Genomic DNA, 26224 nt, shown 5'->3' with positions numbered 1-26224 from the left:
GGTCAGCGCGGTTTGGACGTTGCAGGGCTGACCTCTTCGGTCGGTGCGACGCCGCTTCCCAGCACCTGCTCCTGCACCGCCCGCCCCTCCGCCCGGTTGCGGATAAACCCGGCGCGGGTAAAGCGTTCCAGGAATGGCACCGGCAAGGCTTTGTCCGCAGTGATGGGTGGATGTTCGGCCGTGTCGCCAAACAGGGTGTAAGCCGCACTCGGCAGATGCCGGGTATTGAGGTCGCCGGTGAGGCGCCCTTGCTGCAGCACAATCGCGCGGTTGGTCACCCGTTGCAGGTCGGACAAGCGTTGCGAGATGCACAGGATCGCCACGCCACGCGCGCGCTGGCTGTCGATCAGCCCGAGCAGGCGTTCGGCGTCGGCGGCCGAGAGGGCAGCGGTGGGTTCGTCGAGAATCAGCAGCTTGGGGTGCAGGGCAAACGCGCGCGCCAGCACCAGCAGTTGGCGGTCGGCCTGGCCCAGGCGCTCTACCGGGAGTTGCAACGGCAGCTCCAGGCCCAGCCCGGCGGCGATGGCTTCGGCACGTTGCAACAGGCTTTTGCGGTTGAGCAGGAAGTCGGCGTCAGGCTGGCCCAGTTCGTCGAGCAACAGGTTTTCGGCCACGCTCAGCCCCGGCGCGATGGCATCATCGGGACATTGGTGCACCGCCACAATGCCAACGCGGCGCGCCGATAACGGCGAAGTGAAACGTTGGCGCTGCCCCGCCACCCACACTTCGCCAGTGTCCGGCGCGAGGCTGCCGCTGAGGATTTTCACCAGGGTCGACTTGCCCGCGCCGCTGGCCCCCAACACTGCCACCCCTTCCCCCGGATAAATATCCAGATTGACCTGATCCAGCGCCCGCTGGGCACCAAAGGACTTGCTCAGGTCCAGCAGGCGGACCAGGGGCACGGGGGCAACGAGGTTGCTCATGGCGAATCTCTAAGGCGAAACGATGGCTCATTGCAACGCACGAGGGCGCTGATTTATTCAGCACAACAATGAGTTAGGCCTCGGATTAAATGCATTACCTTATGAACAATCCAATAGCTGAATCGCATAGCAAAAAGATTTTGAGTTATAAGCCCCTTGCCAGCAGTTTGTTGAATGCTTTCAGCACCAAGGCAGGCTTCTCCAGCATCAATTGATGACCACAGGCCTCCAGCAGCTGGAAGTCAGCATTCGGCAATTGTTCAGCCAGCGCCTGGCCACCGCTGGCAGGGGTCAGGCCATCGCTGTCACCGGCCAGCACACTGACCGGTAATGTCAGGCTGGGGATCTGTTGCGCATCCGGCCATTGGGCCTTACTGGTCAGGGCCTTGAACATGTGCAGGCGGTTGCGCTCGGTGAGTTTCTCTTCGTAAGCCACCAGCGCCGGGTCGACCGAGGCATGCCAGGCATGCTTGCGAAAGCCCTTGGCCAAGACCGGGCGCAGCCATTCCAGGAGCCACGCCGGCAAGGCCATCAACCCGCCGTTGACCACAGGGCGGTGAAGGCGCGCACCCAACAGCAATGCCGCGTCGAAGCGCGCGGTGGGCTTGGCCAGCAACGCGCTGAGGCTCAGGCCGGTGCCGAAGGAGTGCGCGACAAGCAGGTTACGCGTGCCGGCGTAGCGCTGCAGGATCGCCAGGTAGTCGGCCACCAGCTCGGACCAGGCGTAGGCCTGGGCATTGCGTGGCCGACCACTGTCGCCATGGCCCAGCAGGTCCCAGGCCACCAGGCTGTAGCCTGCGGCCTTGAGCGCCGGCCATTGCAGACGCCATTGGTCCTTGTTGCCGCCGGCGCCATGGCAGAAAAACACCACGGTGTCGGCCTGGGTGGTGCCCACGTGGTGGGCAATGCTCAAGGTGCGATTGGGGCGGATTTCCAGCAACTCGCCGCGCACCACGGGTAGATCGGCAAAAGAGAACGTCATACACAGCCTTGGGTAGGCGCCGGTGTGCCGGCGATGAAAGATTCGGACGTGGCAGCGCTCGACAGGGCGCTATCGCCGGCAAGCCGACCGCCACAGTGCAACAAGGTCCGGGTATAGGGATGGCGCGCATCGGCAAACAGCGTCGCCGTGTCGCCCTGCTCGACCACCCGGCCGTTCTGCATCACCGCAATGCGGTCGCACAGACGCGCCGCGACACGCAGGTCATGGGTGATAAAAATGATGCTTAATTTCAGCCGCCGTTGCAGCGACTCCAGCAGTTCCAGGATCTGCACCTGGATCAACGCATCCAGGGCCGAAACGCACTCATCGGCGATCAGCACCTTGGGCTCCACCGCCAAGGCGCGGGCGATGCCGATACGCTGGCGCTGGCCACCGGAGAACTCATGGGGGTAGCGTTCGAACGCCGTGGCGGGCAGGCCTACCAGTTCCAGCAAGGCCCGCGCCCGCTGTTCGGCGTCGGCGCGGGTGCGCCCCTGCACCAACGGCCCGGTCATGATGATGCGCCCGACGGTCTGGCGTGGGTTGAGCGAGGCAAACGGGTCCTGGAAGATCATCTGCACTTCGCTGCGCAACGGGCGCAGGCGGGCTTCGGACAACCCTGCAACGTCCTGGCCCAGCCATTCGATCTGGCCGCTGTCGGCGCGCAGCAAGCGCACCAGGCAGCGGCCCAGGGTGGATTTGCCCGAGCCCGACTCACCGACAATGCCGAGGGTCTCGCCTTCACGGACCTGCAACCCCACGGCGTCCAGCGCCCGCGTGGTGTGCTTGCTCCACCAGCCCGTGCGGCGACTGAACACCTTGCCCAGTCGCTCGGCCTTGAGCACCACCGCACCGTCCACCGTGGTGCGCGGTGCCAAGGGTTGGGCCGACACTGCCGCAAGCAATTGCCGCGTGTAGGCGGCCTGCGGCTCGCGCAATACCTGCCGGGCGCTGCCCTGCTCCACCACCTGGCCCTTTTCCAGCACCAGCACGCGGTCGGCAATCGCCTCGACCACGGCAAAATCATGCGTGATAAACAGCAGCGCCATGCCCTTGTCCTGCTGGATGCGGCGCAACAGCTCGAGGATCTGCGCCTGGGTGGTCACGTCCAGGGCCGAGGTCGGTTCATCGGCAATCAACAGCGCCGGATCGAATGCCAGGGCCATGGCGATCACCACGCGCTGGCGCTGGCCACCGGAAAGCTCGAACGGATAGGCCAGGCGCAGGCGCTCAGGGTCCGGCAAGCCGACATAGCCGAGCAACTCCACCACCCGGGCGCGCCGTGCACTGGCGGATTTCACCCCGTGGGCGCGCAGGGTTTCATCGATCTGCTCGCCCACCCGCAACAGCGGGTTCAGCGCGCTCATCGGCTCCTGAAAGACCATGCTGATGTGGCGCCCGCGCAGTTCGCGCATGGCCGCTTCGCTGCGCGCCGCCAGGTCTTCGCCGCGAAACAGGAGTCGCCCGCTTTGCACGCTCAACGGGCGCGGCAACTGGCGCAACAGCGCCTTGGCCAACATCGACTTTCCCGACCCGGACTCGCCCACCACACACAGGCATTCGCCGCTGCGCACCTGCAGCGACAGGTCATACAGCGCATGGCTGCGGTCGGCTCCCGGCGGCAAGGCGATGCGCAGGTGCTCGACACTCAATAACGTCATAGCGACCTCTCTGGTTCAAATGCCACGCGCAGGCCTTCGCCGACCTGATTTACCGCCAGCACGCACAATGCAATTGCCAGCCCCGGCAGGAAGCTCATCCACCACGCATCGCGCAGCAGGCCACGGGAGGCGTTGATCATGTAGCCCCAGCTCATCGCCTCGGGGTCGCTGAGGCCGAGGAATGCCAGGGCGGATTCGGTGAGGATTGCCGTGGCCATCACAAAGGTCATGACCACCAGCAACGGCGCCAGCGCATTCGGCAGGATCTGTTGGCTGATGATCCCCCACGGCGACTGGCCCAACACCCGCGCCGCCTGCACGAATTCGCGTTGGCGCAGGGTGAGGAATTCACTGCGCACCAACCGCGCGACGGCCGGCCACGCCACCAGTGCAATCGCCAGCACGATGGTGCCCAGGGACGGTTCCAGCACCGCCACCAGGATCACCGCCAGCACCAGTTGCGGGATGATCTGGAAGAACTCGGCGATGCGCATCAGCACGCCGTCGACCCAACCGCCGAAGTAGCCGGCGATGGCGCCCACGAGCAGGCCCATCAGCAAAGTCGCCAGGCTGGTCAGCACGCCCACGGCCAGTGACACTCGCGCGCCATACAGCAAGCCGACACCGAGGTCGCGGCCAAGCAGGTCACTGCCCAGCCAATGGGCCGGATCATGGAACGGCGCCAGCATCGGCTGGCCGTTCATTTCCCACGGCGAGCTGCTGGTCAGCCACGGTGCAGCAATCGCCAAGGCGGCCAGCACCAGCAAAAACACCGCGCCGATCAGCGCCGAGGGTTGGCGCACAAAGCGCTTCAACAACCGCATCAGCCCTGCCCTCCAGCGCCAATACGCGGGTCGAGCACGCGGCAGAGCACGTCCGTCAACACGTTAAAACCGACCACCAGCATCGAGATCACCAGGAAGCCGCCCATCAACACGCCATAGTCGCGCTGGGCCAGCGAGTCATACATCAAGCGCCCGATGCCGGGCCAGGAATAGACCACCTCCACCAGCAAGGCGACGCTGGCCAGCTGGCCGAGTTGCAAGCCGGCAAAGGTCACCACCGGCAACAACGCGTTGCGCAGCACATGCACCCAGAGAATCCGCCGTGGGTGCAAGCCCTTGGCGTGCGCGGTGCGCACGTACTCCTGGGCAAGGGCATCGAGCACGGCGGCGCGGGTCAGGTGGATGTACAACGCGAGGAACATCACGCTCAGCGACAGGCACGGCAACAGCAAGTGCTGCAGGCGATCAAGCAGCGAAAAGTCGCGGCCCACAGTCTCCATGCCAAATGCCGGCAACCAGTCCAGGCTCACCGAGAACAGCAGGATCAGCAGCATCGCCAGCCAGAACGACGGCATCGCATACAGCAGCAAGGCGCCGTGGGAAATCAGGCCATCGAGCCAATGGCGCTTCTGCCGCGCGCGCGCCGCCAGCACGCCAAGGGTCACCCCCAGCACCGACGACAGCACGAACGCCGAGCCCATCAACGCCAGGGTCGCCGGCAAGCGCTCGGCGATCAGCGACCACACCGCGGTCTGGTTGCGGTAGGAGTAACCGAGGTCGAGGTGCGCGATATTGCCCAGGTAAATCAGCAGTTGCTGGAGCAGCGGTTTGTCCAAACCCATGGTCTGGCGCAATTGCGCGATGAACTGCACATCATCCACCCCGGCCTCGCCGGCCAGCAGCAGCGCCGGGTCACCCGGCGCGAGGTGAATCAACAAAAAGCTCAACACCAGCACGGCCACCACCATCAGCAGCGCCTTGCCCAGGCGCCCACCAATATACAGCACGCCATTCATGGTGCCGGCGCCTCGAGGTACACGCTTTCGTAGTCTTCGTTAAGGCTGGTGGCGGTCTGCAGCAGGTTTTTCACCTGGGTGTGGAACAGCGTCGGGTAGCGCATTTCGAAGATCGGCGCGATGGGCAGGTCGGTGTTCAGCACGTTTTCCAGTTGGCTGAAGAGTTGCTTGCGCTCGGGGCCTTCCGGGGTATCCGCGATTTTGCTCCACAGCGCATCCGCCTCGGGGCTGTTGTAGCCGCTGACGTTGGCGAACGGCGAGGTCTTGAGGATGTAGTCGGAGCGGAACAGGTAGGCACTGGTCAGGTACGGGTCGCCGATCTGGAAGATAAAGTTGTAGGTCAGGTCAAAGTCCCAATCACTCACGCGCTGGAACCAGGTCGCCGCATCGGACGTCACCACCTGCACCTTGAAGCCCAACGGCTGCAGGGCCTGCTTGGTGTATTCGGCCAGGCGCTCCCAGGCACCGCCCTTCTCGCCATTGAGCAGGCGGATGCGCACCGCGCCGACGTCCACGCCGGACTCGGCAATCAGCGCCTTGGCCTTTTTCACGTCATAGGTGTACTGCGGCAACTGCGGGTCGTGGTACGGCGTGGTCGAGACAAACTCACCCTGGGCGACCTTGCCCGAACCGAAGAAGATGTTGTCGACGATGAACTGGCGATTCAGCGCGTACAGGATCGCCTGGCGCACCTTGGGGTTGTTCAGCGGTGGCTTGCGTGTGTTGATCTGCAGGAAGGCCAGGCCGGCATACAGCTCCCAGCCTTTCTCCGAGGACTGCACATTCGGCAAGGCGCTGAGCCGCTTGAGGTCGGCGTAATCCGCATCACCGCTGCGCAGCACTTGCACGTCATTGCGCTCGAACGCGGCGGCGCGCGAAGAGCCATCGGGGATCACGTGAAAGATGATGCTGTCGAGGTGCGGCAGGCCTTTTTTCCAGTAATTGGGGTTCTTGGCCAGCTTGATGTAGGCGCCGCGTTTCCACTCCACGAATACAAACGGCCCGGTGCCCACCGGCTTGAGGTTGTAGGGGTTGTTGCGAAAATCGGTGTGCTCATAGAGGTGCTTGGGCACCACCGGGCGCAGGCCGCTGCCGAGGGCCGAGAGCAATGGCGCGAAGGGTTTCTTCAGGTGGAAGACCACTTGCAGCGGGCCCTTGGCGGTGATGCTGTCGACGTATTCGGTGATGATCCCGCCGAGGCGCTTGTCGACCTCGGGGTAGAAGGTCTGGAAGCTGAACACCACATCATCGGCGGTCAACGCCGGGCCGTCGTGCCAATGCACGCCGTCCTGCAGGTCGAAGGTGTAGGTGAGGCCGTCGGGGGAAATCGTCCAGGCCTTGGCCAGTACCGGCTTGGGGTTGAGGTCGGTGTCGAAGGTCAACAGGCCCTGCAGCACCTTGCCGCTCACGTATTGGGTGGACACGTGGCTGACCACGCCGTGCATCAGCGATGGCGGCTCCGGCTGGGCCACCAGGTTCAGCACCCCGCCGTCCTGGGGTTGCGCCAGTGCCTGGCCGGCCAGCAACGCGGTGCACAGTGCCACGGAGGTGAGGGCACGGCGGAAAGAAAATGGGCGCATGAAGGCTCCTCGACTGGAAAGACAGGCGAGGGATTTTGCAAGGGCTGTGCCATGGGGGTATTGACGGGGGATTGCTGAGCCAAAGGCCCGGCAAGGTGATGAAAAAACCACAGCGGCCTGCGTGAGTGTGCAAAAAGCAACAGCCCCTGCAGGAGCCAGCTTGCCGGCGATGGCGGTGTCTCAGCCAACAAATCCATCGCCGACCCACCGCTCTCGCAGGCGCCAGCGCCCACATGAGCGCCACGGTGTCAGCTGGCACAAGGTTTGCCCCTCCAAACCCATCTGAAACCAAGAGCATCTTCACCATGCCACTGGATTACCTGGGCAACCCCATCGACACCACCGACCCCATCACCCGCCAAGGGTTGGACGATTTCATCGGCGGCTTCCTCGGCTACCAGCCCCGCGCCGAAGGCATCCTTGCCGCCGCCGATGCCAACCCGGACTCGGCGCTGGCCAATGCGTTTGCCGGCTTGCTGCTGATGTTCATCGAGTCTCCGCAAGGCCCGGCGCTGGCGGAAAAATACCGCCAGCGCGGCGTAGCCGTGAACACCGACCACCCGCGCGCCCAGTTGTACCTTGACGCGCTGCATGCCTGGATCAAGGACGACCTCGATCAGGTCCTGCAGTTGAGCGAAAACCTGCTCGACCGCTACCCTCGCGACCTGTTCGCCGCCAAGCTCAACCAGTACCTGGAGTTCAACCGCGGCAACTGGCCGGCGCTGTTGCGCATCGGGCTCAAGGCCCGTGCCGGCGCGCCCGACTTCGCCCACAGCCACGGCCTGCTCGCCTTCGCCTACGAGCAGTGCCACCTGCTCGAAGAAGCCGAAGCCAGCGCCCGCGAAGCCCTGCGCCTGCAACCGTCGGAGCCCTGGGCTCAACACGCCCTCGCCCACGTGTTGCTGACCCACGGGCGCATCGAGGAAGGCACCGCGTTCCTGGAAAGCGTCAAGCACCACTGGGACGGCCTGAACTCGTTCATGTACACCCACAACTGGTGGCACCTCGCGCTGTTTTACCTGGCCCGGGGCGAGGATCAACGCGTATTGGCGATTTACGACCAGCATGTGTGGGGCATCCTCCCGGAGTACTCCCAGGACCAGGTCGGCGCCGTGTCCCTGCTGGCGCGCCTGGAATTGGCCGGCATCGACGTGGGCCAGCGCTGGCAGGCCTTGGCGCCCTACCTGCAACGCCGCACCGCAGACACCGTGCAACCGTTTTTGAGCGTGCAGTACCTGTATGGACTGGCTCGCGCGGGCCAGCCGGAAGCAGACACCCTGCTGGCGGCGCTGCAGCACCACAGCCTTCACGCACGGCCGGTGTGGGGCGAAGTGACGCTGCCGTTGGCACGCGGCCTGCTCGCCCATGCACGCGGCGATGCCCACGTCGCGCTTGAACAACTGGGCATTGCCCTGCCGCGCCTGAACGAAATTGGCGGCAGCCACGCCCAGCGCGACTTGTTCGCCCAGGTCGAGCTGGATGCGCGCTTGCAAGCCGGGGATTGGTCCAGCGCCCAGCAGGCATTGGAGTTGCGCCGCCGGTATGACGGCTGGGACGTGCCGACCAATCGCAGCCTGGTGCGGGTATATGAGGCGCTGGGGTTGCCGGAGCAGGCAGCAAAAGCCCAGGAGCGGCTTGCACGCTTTACCTGATGTTCACAGATCCAAACAGTAGGCGCTGGCTTGCCTGCGATAGCGGTCAGCGGCATGTGGCCCAACTGACAGATTGCCATCGCCGGCAAGCCAGCCCCTACAGGAATCCGTGCTGCTCATTGGCTTCGCGCGGCATACACCCCCCGGGCAATCGCCCGCGCCACACAATCGGCCGCCGCCGAACCAATACAGCCAATCTCCACCTGCCGCCGTGGTCCGTCGGTCAGCTCCACTGCCGCCGACGCCAGCGCAAAGACCGTGTCGCCATCGAACGGCAAATGTGCCGGGCGCACGGCGCGGGCGATGCCGTCCTGGGCCATGATCGCCACGCGCTTGCACTCGGCAACACTGAGCCGCGCAGTGCTGGCGACCACCACCAACGTGGTGTTCGCCCCGGCCTGCAGGCGGCCCATGGAATCCAGGCGCGACAGCTCGGGGATCGGGTCGCTGCAGTCCATCACGCCCTCGGGCCGCTGGCCGCCGAACTCACCGGCGACTTCCCAGGGCCAGGCCCAGAAAGTCTTGCCGTCGGGCATGTACACCGAGCCGATCGGGTTGGCGACCACCAGGGCCGCGACGATCAGCCCGTCGCCCAGGTCCAGCGAGGCCGTGCCCAGCCCGCCCTTCAATACCCCGGCCATGGCGCCACGGCCAGCGCCGACCGAGCCCAGCTCGAAGTCCTCGGCGGCATTTGCCAGCGCTTCAAAGCCCAGGCGCCGATAAGGCGGTTCCAGGCCCCAGGCTTTGTCGCCGCCATTGGCCAGGTCATGCAACACCGCAGCGGGCACGATGGGGATCGCCGGTGCGCCCGGTTTCAGGTGCAACCCGACCTGGTCCTGGGACAGCTTCGCGGCCACGGCATCCGCGGCGCCGAGGCCAAACACCGAGCCGCCGGCGAAGACCAGGGCATGCAGCTGGCCGACCATGTTTTCCGGCTCCAGGGCGGCCGTCTCGCGCCCGCCGGGGCCGCCGCCGCGGATGTCGATACTGGCGGTCCAGAAACCATCGGGGCGGATCACCGTGACGCCGGTGTCGACGTGCAGGTCCGTGGCGTGGCCGACCGTAAGGCCTGGGATATCAGTGAGGGCGTTGCGCGGGCCGGGTCTAGGCATACAGAAAAAGCTTCCTTGGGTTTAGGTATGGCGTGGGGAGAGCAAGGGGTGTGCCAAGCATCGGCGCCCCGGTCTCGCGAGGCAAAACCGGATGGCCCGGAAAAACCCCTGCACAAAAACCAACACCCTGCCTTCGCGCCTGTTAGAAAAACACCAGCACCCTGCTCAACAGATCATCAAATCATTGTTTTTTAACGATTTTTCCACATGGCACAGGCCTTGCTCTCAAGCCTCCCACCAGAGCTTGAACTCAACAAGCCACCCTACCCATTGGAGTGTTGCCCATCATGAATGCATCCCGCGCCGCCGGCCGCAGGCCCCGCAAGGCCTTCGCCCACACGCTGTTATTCCTCGCCCTGTGCGAGGCCGCCAGTTACAGCAGCCTGACCCTCGCCGCCGACGCCCCGGCCAGCGACAACCCCCTGGACACCGTGGTGGTGATCGGCAACCGTGGCCAGGCGCGCACCCTCGCCGAAAGCCCGGCGCCGGTGGATGTGATCTCCTCCAAGCAACTGCTCGCCACCGGCCAGGGCGACCTGACCCGCGCCTTGAGCAAGGTGCTGCCGTCGCTCAATCAGCCGGCGTCCTCCGGCTTCGGTTCCACCTCGGTGGTCCGCCCGATCAGCCTGCGCGGCCTCAACGGCGACCAGGTGCTGGTGCTGGTCAACGGCAAGCGCCGCCACAACAGCGCGCTGCTCAACAACGGCACTTACCTCAATTCCGGCTCGCAACCGGTGGACCTGGACATGATCCCCACCGCCCTGGTGGATCACGTGGAAGTGCTGCGCGATGGCGCCTCGGCCCAGTACGGCTCGGATGCGATCGGCGGCGTGGTCAACGTGGTACTCAAGCAGACCGACCACGGCGGCAGCCTGTCCACCAGCTACGGCCAGAACTATGAAAACGGCGACGGCGAAACCGCGCGCCAGACCGGCAATATCGGCCTGGCCCTGCCCAACGACGGGTTTATCAACCTGGCGCTGGACGTGAAAAAACAAAACATCTCCGACCGTTCCGACAACGCGCCGTACACCGACTCTGCCGGCAACACCAGTCTGCAGCACACCTACTACGGCACCGGCCTGCCCGAGGCGAAGAACTTCAGCCTGGGCTACAACGCCGAGCTGCCGGTGGACGATGCGCTGACCTTGTATTCGTTCTCCACCTACACCCACCGCAACTCGGAAAAGCCCCTGGCGTTCCACCAGCCGTCGAGCTTCAACGGCATCCAGACGCCCTATCCGGAAGGGATTGAAGACAACCTGCGCTTTATCGAAGAAGACTTCCAGGTCGCGTTCGGCGGCAAGGGCAAGGCCGCCGGCTGGGACTATGACCTGTCCAGCACGTTCGGCCAGGATCACGCGCGCGCCACCCTCACCGACACCTACAACCTGAGCTACGGCCCGACGTCGCCGACCTCGGTGGACACCGGGGTAAAAACCTTCAGCCAGTGGACCAACAACCTCGACCTGACCCGCGCCTTCGACCTCGGCCTGTACAAGCCCACGCAGATTTCCTGGGGCCTGGAACATCGCTACGAGGATTACAAGATCGGCAAGGGTGACGTAGCCTCCTACGCCAGCGGGCCGTTCAGCACCGGTGCCAACGGCGCGCTGATCCCGCCTGGGACCATTTCCGGAGCTGGCACCACGCCCGCCGACGCCGCCGAGAAAAGCCGCGACAGCCTGGCCGCCTACGGCGAAATCGGCCAGGACTTCACCGATAAATGGCACGTCGACCTGGCCGGGCGCTACGAGCATTACGACGACGGCTCCGGCAACACCACCAACGGCAAGCTCTCCACGCGCTACCAGTTGACCCCGATCCTGGCCGTGCGCGGCACCGTCAGCACCGGCTTTCGCGCACCATCGCTGGCCCAGCAGATCTACAGCGCCACCTCGCAGACCAGCGTGAATGGCCAGTTGTTCGACTACCGCAACGTGGCGGTCGACTCTGACGTGGCCAAAGCACTGGGCGCGAGCAAGCTCAAGCCGGAAAAATCCACCAACTTCAGCCTTGGCATCACGCTGCAACCCACGGACGCCACCAACATCACCCTCGATGCGTACCAGATCAAAATCAAGGACCGCATCGCCCAGACCGGCTACCTCGGCGGCACCCCGCAGATCAGCGCGATTCTCGCCGCCGCCGGGCTCAACCCGAACCAGGCCGTCACCTACTTCACCAACGCCCTGGACACCACCACCCGAGGTATCGACCTGGTCGGCGACTATCGCCAGGACATCGGCGCCTGGGGCAGCCTGAAATACTCTGCGGGCTTCAACTGGAACACCACGCAGATCGACGACATCCACGCGTCCGCCGTCGCCGCCCAGGCCCTTGGCCCGGACGGTGGCTACGACCGTCAGCGCCAGGGCAACCTCAAGTACGGCCTGCCGCAATCCAAGCTGCTGCTGGGCACCACCTGGACCTACGACAAGCTGGAAGTCGGCCTCAACCTGACCCGCTACGGCGAATACACCCAGTACGGTACGGCTGAAATCTACGACCGCACCTTCTCGCCGGCGTGGATCACCGACCTCAATATCGACTACCACCTGACCCCGGCAATCACCCTGAATGCCGGCGCCAACAACCTGTTCAACAAGTACCCGGAACGCACCGACCTGGCCAGCAGCTCGGGCGGCTTCCCCTACGGCAACTTCTCGCCCTACGGCACCACCGGCGGCTACTGGTACACCGGCGTGACCTACAACTTCTGACCCAGCCCACGGGGCCGGTTCGCCGGCTCCGTGCCTGACCTCGATGGGAGCCTGTTCATGACCCGCCGCACCGATCAACTCAAACTGGGGGCCTTCCTCGCCAACAGCGGCCACCACGTGGCTGCCTGGCGTCACCCTCTCGCCCAGGCGGATGCGAGCCTGGATTTCGAGCATTTCAAGCACATCGCGCAGACCGCCGAACGCGGCAAGTTCGACGCGCTGTTCATCGCCGATGTGGTCGCGCTGTGGGGCCATCACCACGACGCCCTCAGCCGCACCGCCCGCGCCGAACACTTCGAGCCGCTGACGCTGATGTCGGCCCTGGCCGCTGTGACCCGCAATATCGGCCTGATCGCCACCGCCACCACCACCTACAACGAGCCGTACCATATCGCGCGCAAGTTCGCCTCCCTCGACCACCTGTCCAAGGGCCGTGCCGCCTGGAACCTGGTGACCTCGGTGGTCTCCGACGAAGCCTGGAATTTCGGCCGGGAAAACCATGTGGACCATGGCGACCGCTACCAGCGCGCCGAAGAATTCCACGACGTGGTCAAGGACCTGTGGGACAGCTGGGACGACGACGCCTTCACCCGCGACAAGGCCAGCGGCGAATACTTCGACCCGGCCAAGTTGCACACCCTCAATCACCGGGGCGAACACTTTGCCGTCCGGGGGCCGCTCAACGTGGCACGTCCGCCCCAGGGCCACCCGGTGCTGGTGCAGGCCGGTGCTTCGGAGCCGGGCAAGCAGCTGGCCGCGCGCGTCGCCGAACTGATCTTTGCCCACGCCCATAGCCTTGAAAGCGCCCAGGCGTTCTACCAGGACATCAAGCAACGCGCCGCCGCCCTCGGACGCGACCCGGACCACGTCAAAATCCTGCCCGGTGTCACCCCGTTCATCGCCGACACCCGCGAGCAGGCCCAGGCGCTGTTCGAGGAATTCCAGGCGCTGATCGACCCGGTGCTGGGCCTGCGCCTGCTGGCCGACACCCTGGGCGATGACATCGACCTGTCCGGCCATGACCTCGACGGCCCGCTGCCGGACACCCCGGTGGGCCAGCGTGGCAGCCGTCGCGACAAAGTGCTGGAACTGGCGCGCAGTGAAAACCTCAGCATCCGCCAGTTGTACCTGCGCCTGGCTGGCGGCAACCCGGTGATCGGGACCGCCGAGGATGTCGCCGATTACTTCGAGCGCTGGTTCCAGGCTCGAGCCTGCGATGGCTTCAATGTGTTCTTCCCATACTTTCCCGGCGCCATCGACCTGTTCGTCGAGCAGGTGATCCCGCTGCTGCAGGCGCGTGGTTTGTTCCGTCTCGAGTACGAAGGCACCACCCTGCGCGACAACCTCGGCCTGCCGCGCCCGCCCAACCGTTTCACCCAAGGAGCCACCGCATGAAACGCAGCGCATGGATGCTCGCCTTTGGCAGCCTGATCGCCTCCAAGGCGTTTGCCTTGAACATTTTGCTGAGCAACGACGACGGTTATCAACACCCCAATATTCGCGCCCTGTACACCGAGCTCAAGGCCCAGGGCCACAACGTCAAGATTGCCGCGCCGCAAAGTGACCAGAGTGCACGTGGCGGCGCGTTCTTTTTCGGCCGCGAAGTGACCGTTGGCCACGACAGCGACCCGGCCTATCCGGACAGCTATTACCTCAGCACCCTTGAAAAAGGCGTGTGCCAGAGCGCCGACTGCGCCGGCAAGGAGGTGCAGATCGAAATCAGTGGCACGCCAGTGATGGCGCTGCTGATGGGCTTGAATAAAATCCTGCCGCACCCCGACCTGGTGATCGTCGGTCCCAACCCCGGCAACAACCTGGGCGCGATCAATATGGCCTCCGGCACCTTCAATGCTGCCAGCGTGGCGTTGCAGGCCGGGATCCCGGCGTTGGCGGTGAGTACCGACCTGAAGGAAAAAGACCCGCAACGCGCCGCCCTGCTGGTGGCGAAACTGGTCAAGGCCCTCGATCAACATCGCCAGCCCAACGGCGCGCTGTTGCCGCCGGGCCTGGGCCTGAACATCAACTTGCCCAAGGACGCGCAGATCAAAGGCGTGAAACTCACCCGGGTCGGCAGCTATGTGGGTTTCGAGGCGCTCTACACCGACGACCTCAAGCAGTTCAACCTGCCGGGCAAGCCGGGTATCGGTTTCCAGTACAGCCCCGCCGCGACGGCTGCGCAACAGAACGACGAAGCGGTTTGGCTGAACAAGGGTTACCTGACCATCAGCCCGTTCAGTGGCCTGCCGGAATCGGTCAGCGCCGGCCCGGCGCTGCAAAAGCAATTGGCGCAGGAGGTGAAACCATGAGTGGCGGCTTTTCCCTGGGGTTCCTCAGCCGGGTCTACAGCCCCAGCGATGACCCCAAGGTCTACCGCGACACCCTGGAACTGTTCAAGGTCGCCGAGGCGCTGGGCTTCGACAGCGGCTGGGTGGCGCAGCACCACTTCGCCAGTGAGCACGGACGCCTGCCCGCGCCGCTGGTATTGCTTGCCGCCGTGGCCCAGCGCACGCGGCACATCAGCCTCGGCACCGGGATTATCGTGCTGCCCCAGGAACCCCCGCTGCGCCTGGCGGAAGACGCGGCGGTGCTCGACCTGCTGAGCAATGGCCGCCTGGAGTTGGGCCTCGGCGCAGGTTTCGACCCCGAGACGTTCCTCGCCTTCGGCCGCGAACATGACGCGCGCCACCGTGACTACGAACAACACCTGCACCAGTTGCTCAACGCACTCGGCAACGCGCCCTTGACCGACAGCGGCTCGCGCCTGCTGCCACGCGCCAACGGCTTGAGCCATCGGTTATGGGAGGCGACCTCCCGCGTGGAGCTTGTCGCCGAACGCGGCCACGGCCTGATCATGGCGCCCAACCCGCACCAGCCCGCCGACGCCGGCACAGACCTGGTGAACCGCTACCGCAACGCCTGGACCGGCGACAACGGCACCCCGGCGCGGGTCGCGCGGGTGCAGGCGCTGTTCCCGGCACCGGACGACGCCACCCGCAACGACATCCGCGCCTATGTGCAGCGCCAGCAACGCATTGGCGTGTTCAAGGGCGCGATCGATGACGATTTCGACACGACCCTCAAGCGCCTCGGCGTCCTGCACGGCCCGGTACAGCAGATGATCGAGCAGTTGCAGCAAGGTCCGGCGCTGACCGCCCACGACCAGTTGATCCTGCAGGTGCAGACCGTCAGCACGCCGTTGCGCGATGCCATTCGCGCGCTGGAGATCATCCGCGAACACATTGCCCCAGCCCTGGGCTGGCAGCCCACAGGAACCCCGTCATGACGTTCAAACTGGGCTTTCTCAGCCACGCTTTTGGCGATGATCCACAGCAGGTCTACCGCGACCTGATCGAACAATTCGAAGTGGCCGAAGCCCTCGGTTTCGACAGCGGCTGGATTGCCCAGCACCACCTCAGCAACGGCTTTGGGCGCCTGCCGTCACCCTTGGTGTTGCTGGCGGCGGTGGCCGAGCGCACGCAGCGTATCGAGCTGGGTACCGGCGTGATCGTATTGCCGTTCGAAGACCCGATCCGCCTGGCCGAGGACGCCAGCGTGCTCGACGCCTTGAGCGGCGGCCGTGTGCAACTGGGCCTGGGCAGCGGCGGCGCCAACCTGGACAATTTCAGCGCGTTCGAGCGCGACCCGAGTCGACGCCAGGCGGAGTTCGCCGAGCGCCAGCAAACGCTTCAACGGCTGCTGGAGGGCGAGCCACTGACGGGTGGGCTCACACTGCAGCCACCCGCGCGCGGTTTGCGCCAGCGCCTGTGGCACTCCCACGCCAGCATCGACGGCGCCACCTACACCGCCGAACAGGGCAACGGCCTGTTGCTGGGCACCGCGACCCATGATCCGCTGACCGTGCAAAAGCCCTTGGCCGATGCGTACCTCAAGGCCTGGTCACATCCAGGCCGCGCGCCGCGTATCGGCGTGGTCCGCGCGGTGTTCCCGGCGGCGGACCGCGCCAGCGCCCAGGCGGAGCTGGCGGTGGATATCGAGCGGCACATCCCGCGCCTGCAACGCGAAGGCCTGATCGACCAGGCCGTCGACCTGCAGGAACACCTGCGCCTGATGAATGTGCACCACGGCCATCCCGATGAAGTGATTGAAAGCATGCAGCACGATCCCTCGCTGCTGCCTTATGCTGATGACCTGATCGCTGTCGTCCAGGCCGAAAGTTCGACCCAGGCGCAGATTCTCAAGCGCCTGGAAATCCTCGCCAGGGACATTGCCCCGGCCTTGGGTTGGAAAAGACCATGAAGAGTGGAGCGTGTGCATGCCCTTAGCATTCAGCTGGCTGATGCCCCTGTGTACCCCTGACTGGGCGGCACGGCCGGGGCAGTGGATTCAGCTGGCCCAAGCCGTGGAATACGCCGGCCTCGACGGCCTGTGGATCCCCGGCGGGGCCTTGTGTGCCGACAGCCTGGGCGTGGCGGCGGCGTTGTGCGCACACACCCGGCGGGTGCAATTGTCGGTGAGCGTGCCGCCCGAGGTGATGCTGCCGGCGGCGCTGGCCACGACCTTGCAAAGCCTGCAATCGATCAGCAACCACCGTGTGCAGTTGCACCTGCCCAACAGTGAGCGCAGCGCGTTTGGCGAGTGGCTCAACCGCGACCAGCGCAGCGAACGCATCGGCGAATACCTGGACATCCTCCAGCAACTGCTCGCGCCCAATGACACCGGCCTCGACTACCAAGGCCGTTACTTCCAGCTGGAAAACGCCGGCGTCGCCCGCCGTGAGTTGCCCGCGCCCGCGCTGGTGCTGGACGACAGCCAGAGCCACACGCTGCTCGCCGCGCATGCCCAGACCTGCCTGCTTGCGCCCGGCCCTCCCAAGGCGCTGGCCAAGGAAATCCAGCACTGGCGCGCGATTCAACCGTCGCTCAAATTTGCCTGCACCTTTGGCCTGATCCTCGGCGACAGCGAAGACCTCGCCTGGGAAACCGCCGCCACGCTGCTGCCGGTGCCGGCGTTGCCCGACGAGCTGCTGGCCACCCTGCCCCGCGCCCGTCACCCGCTGCGCCAATGGGAAGTGCACCCGAACCTGCTGCAGTTGGCGCCGGGCCAGCCGCTGATCCTGGTCGGCACGGCGCAACAGATCGCTACGCGCCTGCAGGAACTGCACGGGCTGGGTTTGAGCCAATTGATCCTGGAAGGCGGCCCGGCGGTCAGCGAAGTGCTGCGCTTTGGCGAACAGGTTGTCCCTCTCTTGCGCAAGGAGCGCTCATGAACACTGATGCTCGTCCACCGATCCAGCTGGACTGGTTCCTGCCCACCAATGGCGACGGGCGCCACCTCACCAGCAGCGGCTTGCCCAAGGTCGGGCTGTTCCAGCAAGGCGAACGCGCGCCGACCCTGGATTACCTGCGCCAGATCGTGCGCGCCACCGAACAGGCCGGCTTCGACGGCATCATGGTGCCGACCGCCAGCGGCTTTGAAGACCCCTGGCTGATCACCGCCGTGCTGGCCCAGGAAGTGCGTCGCCTGAAATTCCTGCTGACCCTGCGTCCTGGCCTGGAGCTGCCCGCCTACACCGCGCACCGCGCGGCGACCTTGCAACTGCTCAGCGAAAACCGCCTGGCATTGCACGTGGTGACCGGTTCCAGCCGCTTCGAGCAGCGCTCCCTCGGCGACTTTCTCGAGCACGACGAACGCTACGCGCGCACCGCCGAATTCCTGCAAGTATTCCAGGCCGTCTGGGCCGGCCAGCCACCGACGCACCCCGGCCGTTATTACCGCAGCGGCATCCACACGCCCATGGCGCCGGGGGCGACTGCGCCGCCGATCTACTTCGGCGGCGCGTCCGAAGCCGCCGAACGCGTCGGCGCGGCCCATGGGCAAACCTACCTGATGTGGTGCGAGCCGCCTGCGATGATCGCCGAACGCATCCAGCGCATGCGCGACCTCGCTGCCGCCCAGGGCCGTACCCTGCGCTTCGGCCTGCGCCTGCACGTGTTCGCCGCGCCTACCGATGAGGCGGCATGGGCGCATGTGGAGCGTTTGCTGGAAGAAATCCCCAAGGATGCCATCGACCAGGCGCAACGGCAGATGGCGACGTATGAGTCCGTCGGCCAGAGCCGGCAGACCCAGTTGATGCAAGGGCGTGGCCGTGGGGCGCGGGAACTGGAAGTGTCAGCCAACCTGTGGGCCGGGGTCGGCCTGGTGCGGGGTGGCGCCGGCACCGCGCTGGTGGGCAGTTATGCACGGGTGGCTGAGCGGATCGAGGAGTATCACCAGTTGGGCGTGGACAGCTTTATCCTGTCCGGTTTTCCGCACCTGGAAGAGGCGATTCATGTGGGGGCGGAGGTGTTGCCGCTGCTGCGCAGCACTGGCGGTCAGGGCGACCGCCAGTAGAACCGGGTTACTGTGACTGTTTCTGGGCCGGCACGGGTTCTTCGCTGTACTTGCGCAGTGCGTCTACCTCGGATTTCTGATCCAAAAAACCATCGCCGGGTTTGCTGTCCGAATGCCTGTAAAGACTTGAGTCTTTATCAATTTCATTGGCTTTATCGGCTAACTTCTGCAACGCATCGGCACGCTTGCTTGGATCTTTATTGGCGTCGGTGAAATCACCTACGTGTTTTTTTAGACCCTCAAACAACCTTTGCTTGTCAGGCCTGAAAGCATCGTCATTCGACAGGATTCCCCGGTTCAGAATAGGGTTGTCCTTGAGGACCTGCTGCAAGCGCGCTTCACCGTCGGGATTATCCTGATTATTTGTGATGCCGGGTTGCGTGTTTTGGGCGACTTGAGAAAGCGGGGAAATTGCAGGGTTATCGTTAATATAAAAGCTCATGGCTACCTTGTTTTCAAAGTTCAATTGCACTGGAACGTCCCCCTGAATGCATCAGGGACGCTCACGTTATTGGTGACGGCGACGAAATAGTTCCCGGGAATGTGAGACAGCTGTCGTTCTTTAAGCGAATTTCTTTCAGCGCGCCGTAGGCAGTTATCCTCGTACGTATAGGACCTGTAGGCAGGGCGCGTGTGTTGGTGCGTTCGACCGTGGCCAACCTGCCGGAGGTGGCGGGTTGGCGATGGCGGCGGGTCATCGACTTTACTCGTTGCTGATAGACCGCCATCGCCGGCAAGCCGGCGCCCATAGGTCGTTGGGTCAGAGTCGACGGCGGCGGTTGAGGTGGGGGATGGCCGTGGGCGGCGCTTCCACGCGTTGCACCGGGATCACGGTGGCGGCGGCCAGCTGCGCCAGGGTTGGGTGGCTGAACAGCGTCCGCGCATCGACTGCCAACCCGGCCTTGCGCAGGCGCGCCACCAGGTTCACCGCCAGCAATGAATGCCCGCCCAGTTCGAAGAAATGATCGTGGCGCCCTACCCGCTCCAGCTTCAACACCTCGGCCCAGATGCCCGACATTAAGGTTTCCACCTCGCCCAGTGGAGCCTCGTAAGCGCGACTGACCACCGCCTCCATCCCTGGCTCCGGCAGCGCCTTGCGGTCGAGTTTGCCGGCCGGATTGAGTGGCAAGGTGTCGAGTTGCACAAACGCAGCCGGCACCATGACCTCCGGCAATTGCTCCAGCATATGCGCGCGCAATGCCTCCAGGCTCGGCGGCTCGGCGCGCACGGTGAAGTACGCCACCAAGCGTTCATCCCGAATCAACACCGCCACTTCGCGCAACGCCGGGTGCGCCAGCAGGCGCGATTCGATCTCCCCCAGCTCCAGGCGCACGCCGCGCAGCTTGACCTGGAAGTCATTGCGCCCGAGGAATTCAAGGTTGCCATCGGGCAAATAGCGCACCAGGTCGCCGGTGCGATACAAGCGGTCACCGGCCACGAACGGGCTGTCGATAAAACGCTCGGCGGTCATTTGCTCCAGGCCCAGGTAGCCGCGCGCAACACCGACGCCGCCAATATGCAACTGGCCACTGACGCCCAGCGGCACCGGCGCATCGTGCTCGTCCAGCACATACAGGCGGGTGTTGCTGATCGCGCGGCCGATCGGCAGTTGCCGCGCGGGCACGGGTGCGCCGGGGGCCAGGGTCCACGCGCTGCTGTCCACCGTGGCTTCGGTGGGGCCGTAGACGTTATGCAAACGCACCTGGGGCAAACGCGCCTGCACGCCACGCGCCAGGGCTTCAGTGAGTTCGCCGCCGCCACACAGCACGTCGGTGAGGCTGGTGCACAGGGCGGATTCTTGCAGTTCGAGGAACTGCTGCAGCATCGCCGGCACGAACTTGATCACGGTGATCCGCTGCTCGCGAATCACCTGCGCCAGGTACGCCGGCTCGCGATGCCCATCGGGCCGCGCCAGCACCAGGCGCATGCCGTTGGCCAGCGGCCAGAACAGCTCCCACACCGAGCCATCGAAGCTGAAGGGCGCGCGCTGCAACACCGCGCCGCCCTCGGCATTCGGGCACAGCTGCGAGCCCCAGTGCAGCAGGTTGCCCAGGCCACGGTGTTCGATCATCACCCCCTTGGGCGTACCGGTGGAGCCCGAGGTGTACATCACATACGCGAGGTTGGCGACACTCAGGCCCGGTACCCGTGGATTGCCGTCCGGCGCCTGGCTCCAGGCGCAGCGGTCGAAGTCGATCACCGGGATTGTCACGTCACCCATCACCTCGCGTGTGGCGGCATGCACCAGCAACGCCACTGGCTGGCTGTCGTGCAGCATGTAGGCCAGGCGCTCGCGCGGGTAGCCCGGATCCAGCGGCACGTAGGCGCCACCGGCCTTGAGGATCGCCAGCAAGCCGACCACCAGGTCCAGCCCGCGCTCGACGCACAGCGCCACCCGCGAATCCGGCTGCACGCCGCGCTCGCGCAGAGCGTAGGCAAGCTGGTTGGCGCGTTCGTTGAGCTGTCGATAAGTCAGGTGCTGCTCGCCGGCCTGCACCGCAATGGCATGCGGGATTTGCCGCGCGTGGGCTTCAAACAATGCTTGCACGGTAAGGGTGTCGGGGTAGTCGCTGGCGGTGGCATTGAAGCCCACCAGCAATGTCTGCAACTCGTGGGCGGGCACCACTTGCACCTCGCGCAACGGCGTTTGCGGGGCGTGCTCCAACGCCGCCGCCAAGCCGTTCAATGCGCTGTCGAGGTAGCCCAGCAAGCGCTCGGCGCCGACCTGGCGCGGCGCCTTGGCCTTGAGTTGGAAGCCACTGGCGGTATCGTCCACGGTGAGCATCAACGGGTAGCTGAGGATGTCTTCGCTGCTGAGCAAGGCGATGCCGGGGATCAGTTTCGGCTGTGGGTCGGCGCCGGTGTGGCGGTAGTTGAGCAAGCTGTTGAACAACGGTGTCGTACCGCTGCAACGCTGGGCCAGGGCGAGCGAGGCATGTTCGTGGGCCAGCAAGGCACTGAGTTGCCGATGGGTGTCGTGCACGGCCTCGATGACTGTCTGCCCAGCCAGGCGCAGGCGCAGCGGCAGGGTATTGATGAACATACCCAGGGCGCGGTCGGCGCCCTCGCCCGCTTGCAGGCGGCCGAGCAAGACGGTGCCGAACACCACATCCTCGCGGCCGGCCACGCGGCTGAGCACCTGGGCCCAGGCCAGGTGGAACAGGCTGGCGGCGCTGACCCCAAGCGCACGCGCCTGGGCCCTGAGGCGCTGGTTGAGGGCATCGCCGACCGGCTGTTCGAAGGCGTCGATGTGCGTACGATCCGCCTGGCGCGCCTGCACACCGAAGGCCAGGGTGGGTTCATCCACAGCGGCCAGGCGCTCGCGAAAGAACGCCTCGTGGGCGGCCTGGCGCGCTGGCATGCGGGCCTGCGCCACCACGTTGCGATACGGCACCGATGGCGGCAGTTGGGCCTGTTCACCGAGCAAGTGAGCGCGGATTTCATCCACCAGCACGGCGGTCGAGGTGGCGTCGTTGATCAGGTGATGAAACCGCAGGCGCGCGATCCAGCGCTGGTGCTGGGGCTCTTCGGCGTAGTCCAGGGCCATCAGCGGGGCCTGGCGCAAGTCGAGCGGTTCAGCCAGTTCGCGCAGCGGTTCGACGCGCAATTGCGCATGGCGCCACACCACCTGCATCGGCTGCTCCAGGGCGTCCCACGCGAGGCTGGTGCGCAGGATATCGTGGCGGTTGATCACCTGTTGCAGCGCCTGCGCGAAGGCGTCCAACTGCTCGCGGCACGCGAAGCTGAACAATGCGTGTTGCTGATAGGGATCGCGCTCGTCGGTGAGGTGGTGGTAGAGCAAGCCTTCCTGCAACGGCGCCAGCGGGTAGATCTCCTGCACATTGGCGGCGCCACCGGGGACGCCGGCGACAATGCGCTCGATGCTCGGCGGATCCAGCTCGGCCAGGACCAGTAACTGCGGGGTGATCCGCAGGCAATCCGCCGGCACCCGATTGGCCGGTACCGGCTCATCGCGACCTTCACTCACGGCCGCCAGCGCGGCCAGGGTCGGCTGGCCGAACAGCACCTGTACATCGGCCTGCAGCCCCGCCTGGCGCATGCGTTGCACCAGTTGCACCGCCAGCAACGAGTGCCCGCCAAGTTCAAAAAAGTGGTCATGCCGACCCACCTGCTGCACCTGCAACAGCTCGGCCCAGAGCTGCGCCAGGGTGGTTTCCACGCCTGCACGCGGGGCCTCGAACAGGCGCGTGACAAAGGCTGCCTGGGTCGGTGTCGGCAGCGCCTTGCGATCCAGCTTGCCGTTGCTGGTCAGGGGCAACGCGTCCAACTGCACATAGGCCACGGGCAACATGTAGTCCGGCAGAGAGGCGTGCAGATGGGTGCGCAGGGCTTCGGGCGCAATCGCATGCTGCGGGATAAACCACGCCAGCAGTTGCCCTTCACGGTACTGCACCACCGCGTCCTTGACCGCCGGATGGGTGACCAGCGCCGCTTCGATTTCCCCCAGTTCGATGCGCACGCCGCGAATTTTCACCTGGTCGTCATTGCGCCCCAGGTACTCAAGGTTGCCGTCGGGCAGCCAGCGCGCGAGGTCACCGGTGCGGTACATCCGGCCAGCGTTGAAAGGATCATCGAGAAAGCGCTCGGCGTTCAGTTCGGGCCGATTCAGGTAACCACGCGCCACGCCCCGGCCGCCGACGTACAACTCCCCCACTGCGCCAATCGGCACCGGGCGCTGCCGGGCGTCCAGCAGGTAGACGCGGGCATTCGCGACAGGCCCACCGATATGCACGGGCTGGCCCGCCTCCACCCGGCCGGACGTCGCGACCACCGTGGCTTCCGTAGGGCCGTAGTTGTTGATGACCTCGAAGGTCTGCGCCTGGTTGAAGCTGCGCAGGCGGTCGCCACCGACCAGCAAGGTGCGCAGGGTCGGATGGCCCTGCTGCTGGCTGAAGGCGTATTCGGCCACCGGCGTCGGCAGAAACCCCACCTGCAACGGCTGGGCGCGCCACCAGTGCAGCAGCGCGTCGATGTCCTCCGCGCCATCGTGGGCCGGTGGCAGGTGCAGCGTCGCGCCGACGCACAAGGCCGGCCAGACTTCCCAGGCCATCGCATCAAACCCGAAACCAGCGACGCTGGCGGTGTGGCTGCCGGCGTGCAGGTCGAAGGCCCGGCAGTGCCAGTCGACCAGATTGGCCACGGTGCGGTGCTCGACCATCACGCCCTTGGGCAACCCGGTGGAACCGGAGGTGTAGATCACATAGGCGAGGTTCGCCGCGCTGACCGCTACGCGCGGATTGCCGGCCCGGTGAGAGGTCGGGCGATCCAGCAGGACTACCGGCATGTCCAGCGCCGGCAGGCGCGCCAGCAGCGCGTGCTGGGTCAGCACCACCACCGGCGCGCTGTCGTGCAGCAGGTAATGCAGGCGTTCCGCCGGATGCGCGGGGTCGACCGGCACGTAGCAGGCGCCGGACTTGAGGATCGCCAGGAGTGCCACCAGCGTGTCCGGGCTGCGCCGCGCCAGGATCGCCACGCGATCATCCGGCTGCACCCCATGTTCGAGCAACTGATGGGCCAGGGCGTTGGCCTGTTGATCGAGCTGGGCGTAGGTCAGTTGCCGGCCCTGCTGCACCACGGCGACGGCGTCCGGTGCGCGCGCGGCCTGCGCTTCGATACGGGTGTGCAGGGTGTACGGTTCGGCACTGGGCTGCGCGGTGGCATTGAAGCGTTGCAACTGGGCGTGCTCGGCAGGCGTGACCAGGGAAAACTCGCCGATCGGCTGCGCGGTGTCCGCCAGGCCTTGTTCCAGCAGCCAGCTAAACCGTCGTGCCAGCGCCTGCACTTCGTCGTGCTGGAAATACGCCTGGTGGTACACGCAATGCAGGCTCGCGGTGGCCTGGCAGCGGTTGCTGCGCAAGTGGATGGCGAGGGGCAGCGCTTCATGGTGGTTGGAGACTTTGACGGCACGCGCCTGGACCTGGCCGAAGCGCAGATCGTGGTCGTCCTGTTCGAACGATACCGACAGATCAAACAGCTGGCCGCGATCGCTGCGGCGCAGGCCGAGTTCGCGGTTCATCTCGCTCAGGGGAAAACGCTGGTGGCGAAAATCCTGCTGGAGCTGATCCCGCACACCGCGCACCAGCGCGCCGAACGTCAGCTGTTCGCTGAAGCTGAAACGCACCGCGCTGACCTGGGTGAACAAGCCGACCGTGGCGCGAAAAGCCGCGTTGGAACGGTTGAGAATCGGCAGTCCCACCACCCACTCATCGCGCTGGTAGGCGCGGGTGAAATACACATACAGCGTCGCCAGCAGCACATGGAACGCCGAGGCCTGGTAACGGCTGGCCATCGCCTCCATGCGGCCCAGCAACGCCACCGGGAACGGCTCGACCAGTGTGTGACTGGCTATCGGCGTGGCGTGGCGTGGCACCAGCAATGGCTCGGGCAAGGTCGGGTAGCGGTCGAGCCAATAGGCGCGGTCGCGGAGGTAGCGCGCGGACGCGTGGTAGCGCTGGTCGGCCTCGATAAAGTCGCCATAGGACGGTGCCAGCCTCTCAGGCTGCCGGCCTTGCTCCAGCGCGCTGTACAGCTGCGCCAGCGATTGCAGCATCTGGCCGAACCCCCAGCCGTCGAGGATCAGGTGGTGGGCCTGGGTACCGAGGCGATAGTGATGGTCATCGAGCTTGACCAGGAAAAAATGCCACAGCGACCCGTCGTCCAAGGCATAGGGCCGGGCCATGTGCGCCTGCATCAAGGCCTGGGCCGCCGCCTGCGGATCGGCATGAGCGCACAGGTCGTGCAAGGGCACGTGCACCGTCAAGGTGGCGGCGAAGGTCTGGCGCGGCAAGCCGTCGGCGTCGCTGTGCAGTTGGGTGCGCAAGGCATCGTGCAGCGCTACCAATTGCTCGATGGCGCGCTGCATCAGCGCGGGGTCCACCGCACCCGCGAAGTCGACATAGCCGCCGATGTTGTACAGCGGCGAATCGCCCGCGCGCAGTTGGTCGAGCCAGATGTCCTGCTGGGCGGCGGTGAGGGGGAAGCTGGGAGAATGCTTCATAAGATCCTTCTCATGGGTATCAGGCGCTGGCCACTCGGGGACGGCGAAATGGCCGGATTTGAGCATGGGGTCCGCAGGCCCTCTGACACCCGAAACCCGGACAGCCGGAAGGCGCGAAACGGGCTTGACTGATGGCTCACTGCTGAAACGATTAAAGGGCTGTAGGAAATTGGCTATATCCGGCCGATGTCATTTTTTCAGGAATGATTTTCAAGGATTATTTTTATCTTATTTATCAAATAGTTAATTCACTCTAAAAACCATTTTCGATTTATCTCGGCCGGAATGGACCGTCAGAAACGTCGAATTAATGACGATGTTTTTATGGCACGTTGTGTCCCTCGTTTCTGCTACATACGTAGGACGAATCCCCAGGCTAACTACACGCTCGAGTGCCGACTCTGCTTCATGAAGAACGGAT

17 protein-coding genes are annotated in these 26224 nt (G+C 65.2%); 8 read left to right on the top strand and 9 right to left on the bottom strand.

What is annotated here, in order from left to right; all coding sequences use genetic code 11:
- Nucleotides 1-2: 2 nt before the first annotated feature.
- From AC07OJ_RS26930 to AC07OJ_RS26905, 6 genes are all read right to left on the bottom strand, one after another.
- Nucleotides 3-923 carry an ATP-binding cassette domain-containing protein gene (locus AC07OJ_RS26930; RefSeq protein WP_065904067.1) on the bottom strand — a complete coding sequence of 307 codons (921 nt, stop codon included), beginning with the start codon at nucleotides 921-923 and terminating at the stop codon, nucleotides 3-5.
- Between the two features lie 145 nt (nucleotides 924-1068).
- Nucleotides 1069-1905 (bottom strand): alpha/beta fold hydrolase, encoded by an 837-nt coding sequence (locus AC07OJ_RS26925; protein WP_495095537.1) that lies wholly within the window; start codon nucleotides 1903-1905, stop codon nucleotides 1069-1071.
- Nucleotides 1902-3566, bottom strand: a complete 1665-nt coding sequence (locus tag AC07OJ_RS26920; RefSeq protein WP_106803298.1) for an ABC transporter ATP-binding protein — start codon at nucleotides 3564-3566, stop codon at nucleotides 1902-1904. Before AC07OJ_RS26920 ends, AC07OJ_RS26925 begins: the two co-directional genes overlap by 4 nt.
- Complete coding sequence (locus tag AC07OJ_RS26915; protein WP_282396963.1) at nucleotides 3563-4390, bottom strand: ABC transporter permease; 828 nt, start codon at nucleotides 4388-4390, stop codon at nucleotides 3563-3565. The genes AC07OJ_RS26920 and AC07OJ_RS26915 overlap by 4 nt, the downstream gene beginning before the upstream one ends.
- Nucleotides 4390-5367, bottom strand: coding sequence for an ABC transporter permease (locus tag AC07OJ_RS26910; RefSeq protein WP_495095536.1), 978 nt, complete (start codon nucleotides 5365-5367; stop codon nucleotides 4390-4392). The genes AC07OJ_RS26915 and AC07OJ_RS26910 overlap by 1 nt, the downstream gene beginning before the upstream one ends.
- Nucleotides 5364-6947 (bottom strand): ABC transporter substrate-binding protein, encoded by a 1584-nt coding sequence (locus AC07OJ_RS26905; RefSeq protein ID WP_065904090.1) that lies wholly within the window; start codon nucleotides 6945-6947, stop codon nucleotides 5364-5366. The genes AC07OJ_RS26910 and AC07OJ_RS26905 overlap by 4 nt, the downstream gene beginning before the upstream one ends.
- Nucleotides 6948-7252: 305 nt before the next feature.
- Here AC07OJ_RS26905 and AC07OJ_RS26900 point away from each other — a divergent pair, with 305 nt between their 5' ends.
- Nucleotides 7253-8599 (top strand): tetratricopeptide repeat protein, encoded by a 1347-nt coding sequence (locus AC07OJ_RS26900; RefSeq protein ID WP_495095535.1) that lies wholly within the window; start codon nucleotides 7253-7255, stop codon nucleotides 8597-8599.
- Between the two features lie 116 nt (nucleotides 8600-8715).
- Here AC07OJ_RS26900 and AC07OJ_RS26895 read toward each other — a convergent pair whose 3' ends face one another.
- Nucleotides 8716-9711 (bottom strand): P1 family peptidase, encoded by a 996-nt coding sequence (locus tag AC07OJ_RS26895; RefSeq protein WP_495095534.1) that lies wholly within the window; start codon nucleotides 9709-9711, stop codon nucleotides 8716-8718.
- Between the two features lie 287 nt (nucleotides 9712-9998).
- On the opposite strand from AC07OJ_RS26895, the gene AC07OJ_RS26890 reads away from it, so the two are divergent.
- From AC07OJ_RS26890 to AC07OJ_RS26860, 7 genes are read left to right on the top strand one after another with little or no spacing between them, the layout of a single operon-like run.
- Nucleotides 9999-12434, top strand: a complete 2436-nt coding sequence (locus AC07OJ_RS26890) for a TonB-dependent receptor plug domain-containing protein (RefSeq protein ID WP_065904104.1) — start codon at nucleotides 9999-10001, stop codon at nucleotides 12432-12434.
- Between the two features lie 57 nt (nucleotides 12435-12491).
- Nucleotides 12492-13829, top strand: coding sequence for an LLM class flavin-dependent oxidoreductase (locus AC07OJ_RS26885; RefSeq protein ID WP_065904105.1), 1338 nt, complete (start codon nucleotides 12492-12494; stop codon nucleotides 13827-13829).
- A complete protein-coding gene (locus AC07OJ_RS26880; RefSeq protein WP_495095533.1) occupies nucleotides 13826-14740 on the top strand; it encodes a 5'/3'-nucleotidase SurE in 915 nt (304 codons plus the stop codon). The genes AC07OJ_RS26885 and AC07OJ_RS26880 overlap by 4 nt, the downstream gene beginning before the upstream one ends.
- The gene (locus AC07OJ_RS26875) at nucleotides 14737-15717 is read left to right on the top strand and encodes an LLM class flavin-dependent oxidoreductase (protein WP_201145345.1); all 981 of its coding nucleotides are present in this window, start codon (nucleotides 14737-14739) and stop codon (nucleotides 15715-15717) included. Before AC07OJ_RS26880 ends, AC07OJ_RS26875 begins: the two co-directional genes overlap by 4 nt.
- Entirely contained in the window at nucleotides 15714-16691 is a 978-nt protein-coding gene (locus tag AC07OJ_RS26870) for an LLM class flavin-dependent oxidoreductase (RefSeq protein ID WP_065904114.1), read from the top strand. The genes AC07OJ_RS26875 and AC07OJ_RS26870 overlap by 4 nt, the downstream gene beginning before the upstream one ends.
- Nucleotides 16692-16707: 16 nt before the next feature.
- Nucleotides 16708-17661, top strand: a complete 954-nt coding sequence (locus AC07OJ_RS26865; protein WP_495095532.1) for an LLM class flavin-dependent oxidoreductase — start codon at nucleotides 16708-16710, stop codon at nucleotides 17659-17661.
- Nucleotides 17658-18785 (top strand): LLM class flavin-dependent oxidoreductase, encoded by a 1128-nt coding sequence (locus AC07OJ_RS26860; RefSeq protein WP_495095531.1) that lies wholly within the window; start codon nucleotides 17658-17660, stop codon nucleotides 18783-18785. Before AC07OJ_RS26865 ends, AC07OJ_RS26860 begins: the two co-directional genes overlap by 4 nt.
- A 7-nt stretch (nucleotides 18786-18792) precedes the next feature.
- Here AC07OJ_RS26860 and AC07OJ_RS26855 read toward each other — a convergent pair whose 3' ends face one another.
- Both AC07OJ_RS26855 and AC07OJ_RS26850 read right to left on the bottom strand, forming a co-directional pair.
- Nucleotides 18793-19257: a hypothetical protein gene (locus tag AC07OJ_RS26855; RefSeq protein ID WP_495095530.1), complete on the bottom strand. Its 465-nt coding sequence runs from the start codon at nucleotides 19255-19257 to the stop codon at nucleotides 18793-18795.
- Nucleotides 19258-19545: 288 nt separating this feature from the next.
- On the bottom strand, nucleotides 19546-25803 hold the full coding sequence (locus AC07OJ_RS26850; protein ID WP_495095529.1) for an amino acid adenylation domain-containing protein: 6258 nt from the start codon (nucleotides 25801-25803) through the stop codon (nucleotides 19546-19548).
- Nucleotides 25804-26224 lie beyond the last annotated feature (421 nt).

The sequence above is a fragment of the Pseudomonas sp. GW821-FHT09C08 genome, from assembly GCF_059418125.1.
The sequence above is the reverse complement of the archived record's forward strand: the minus strand, read 5'-3'. Positions and strand labels throughout refer to the sequence as shown.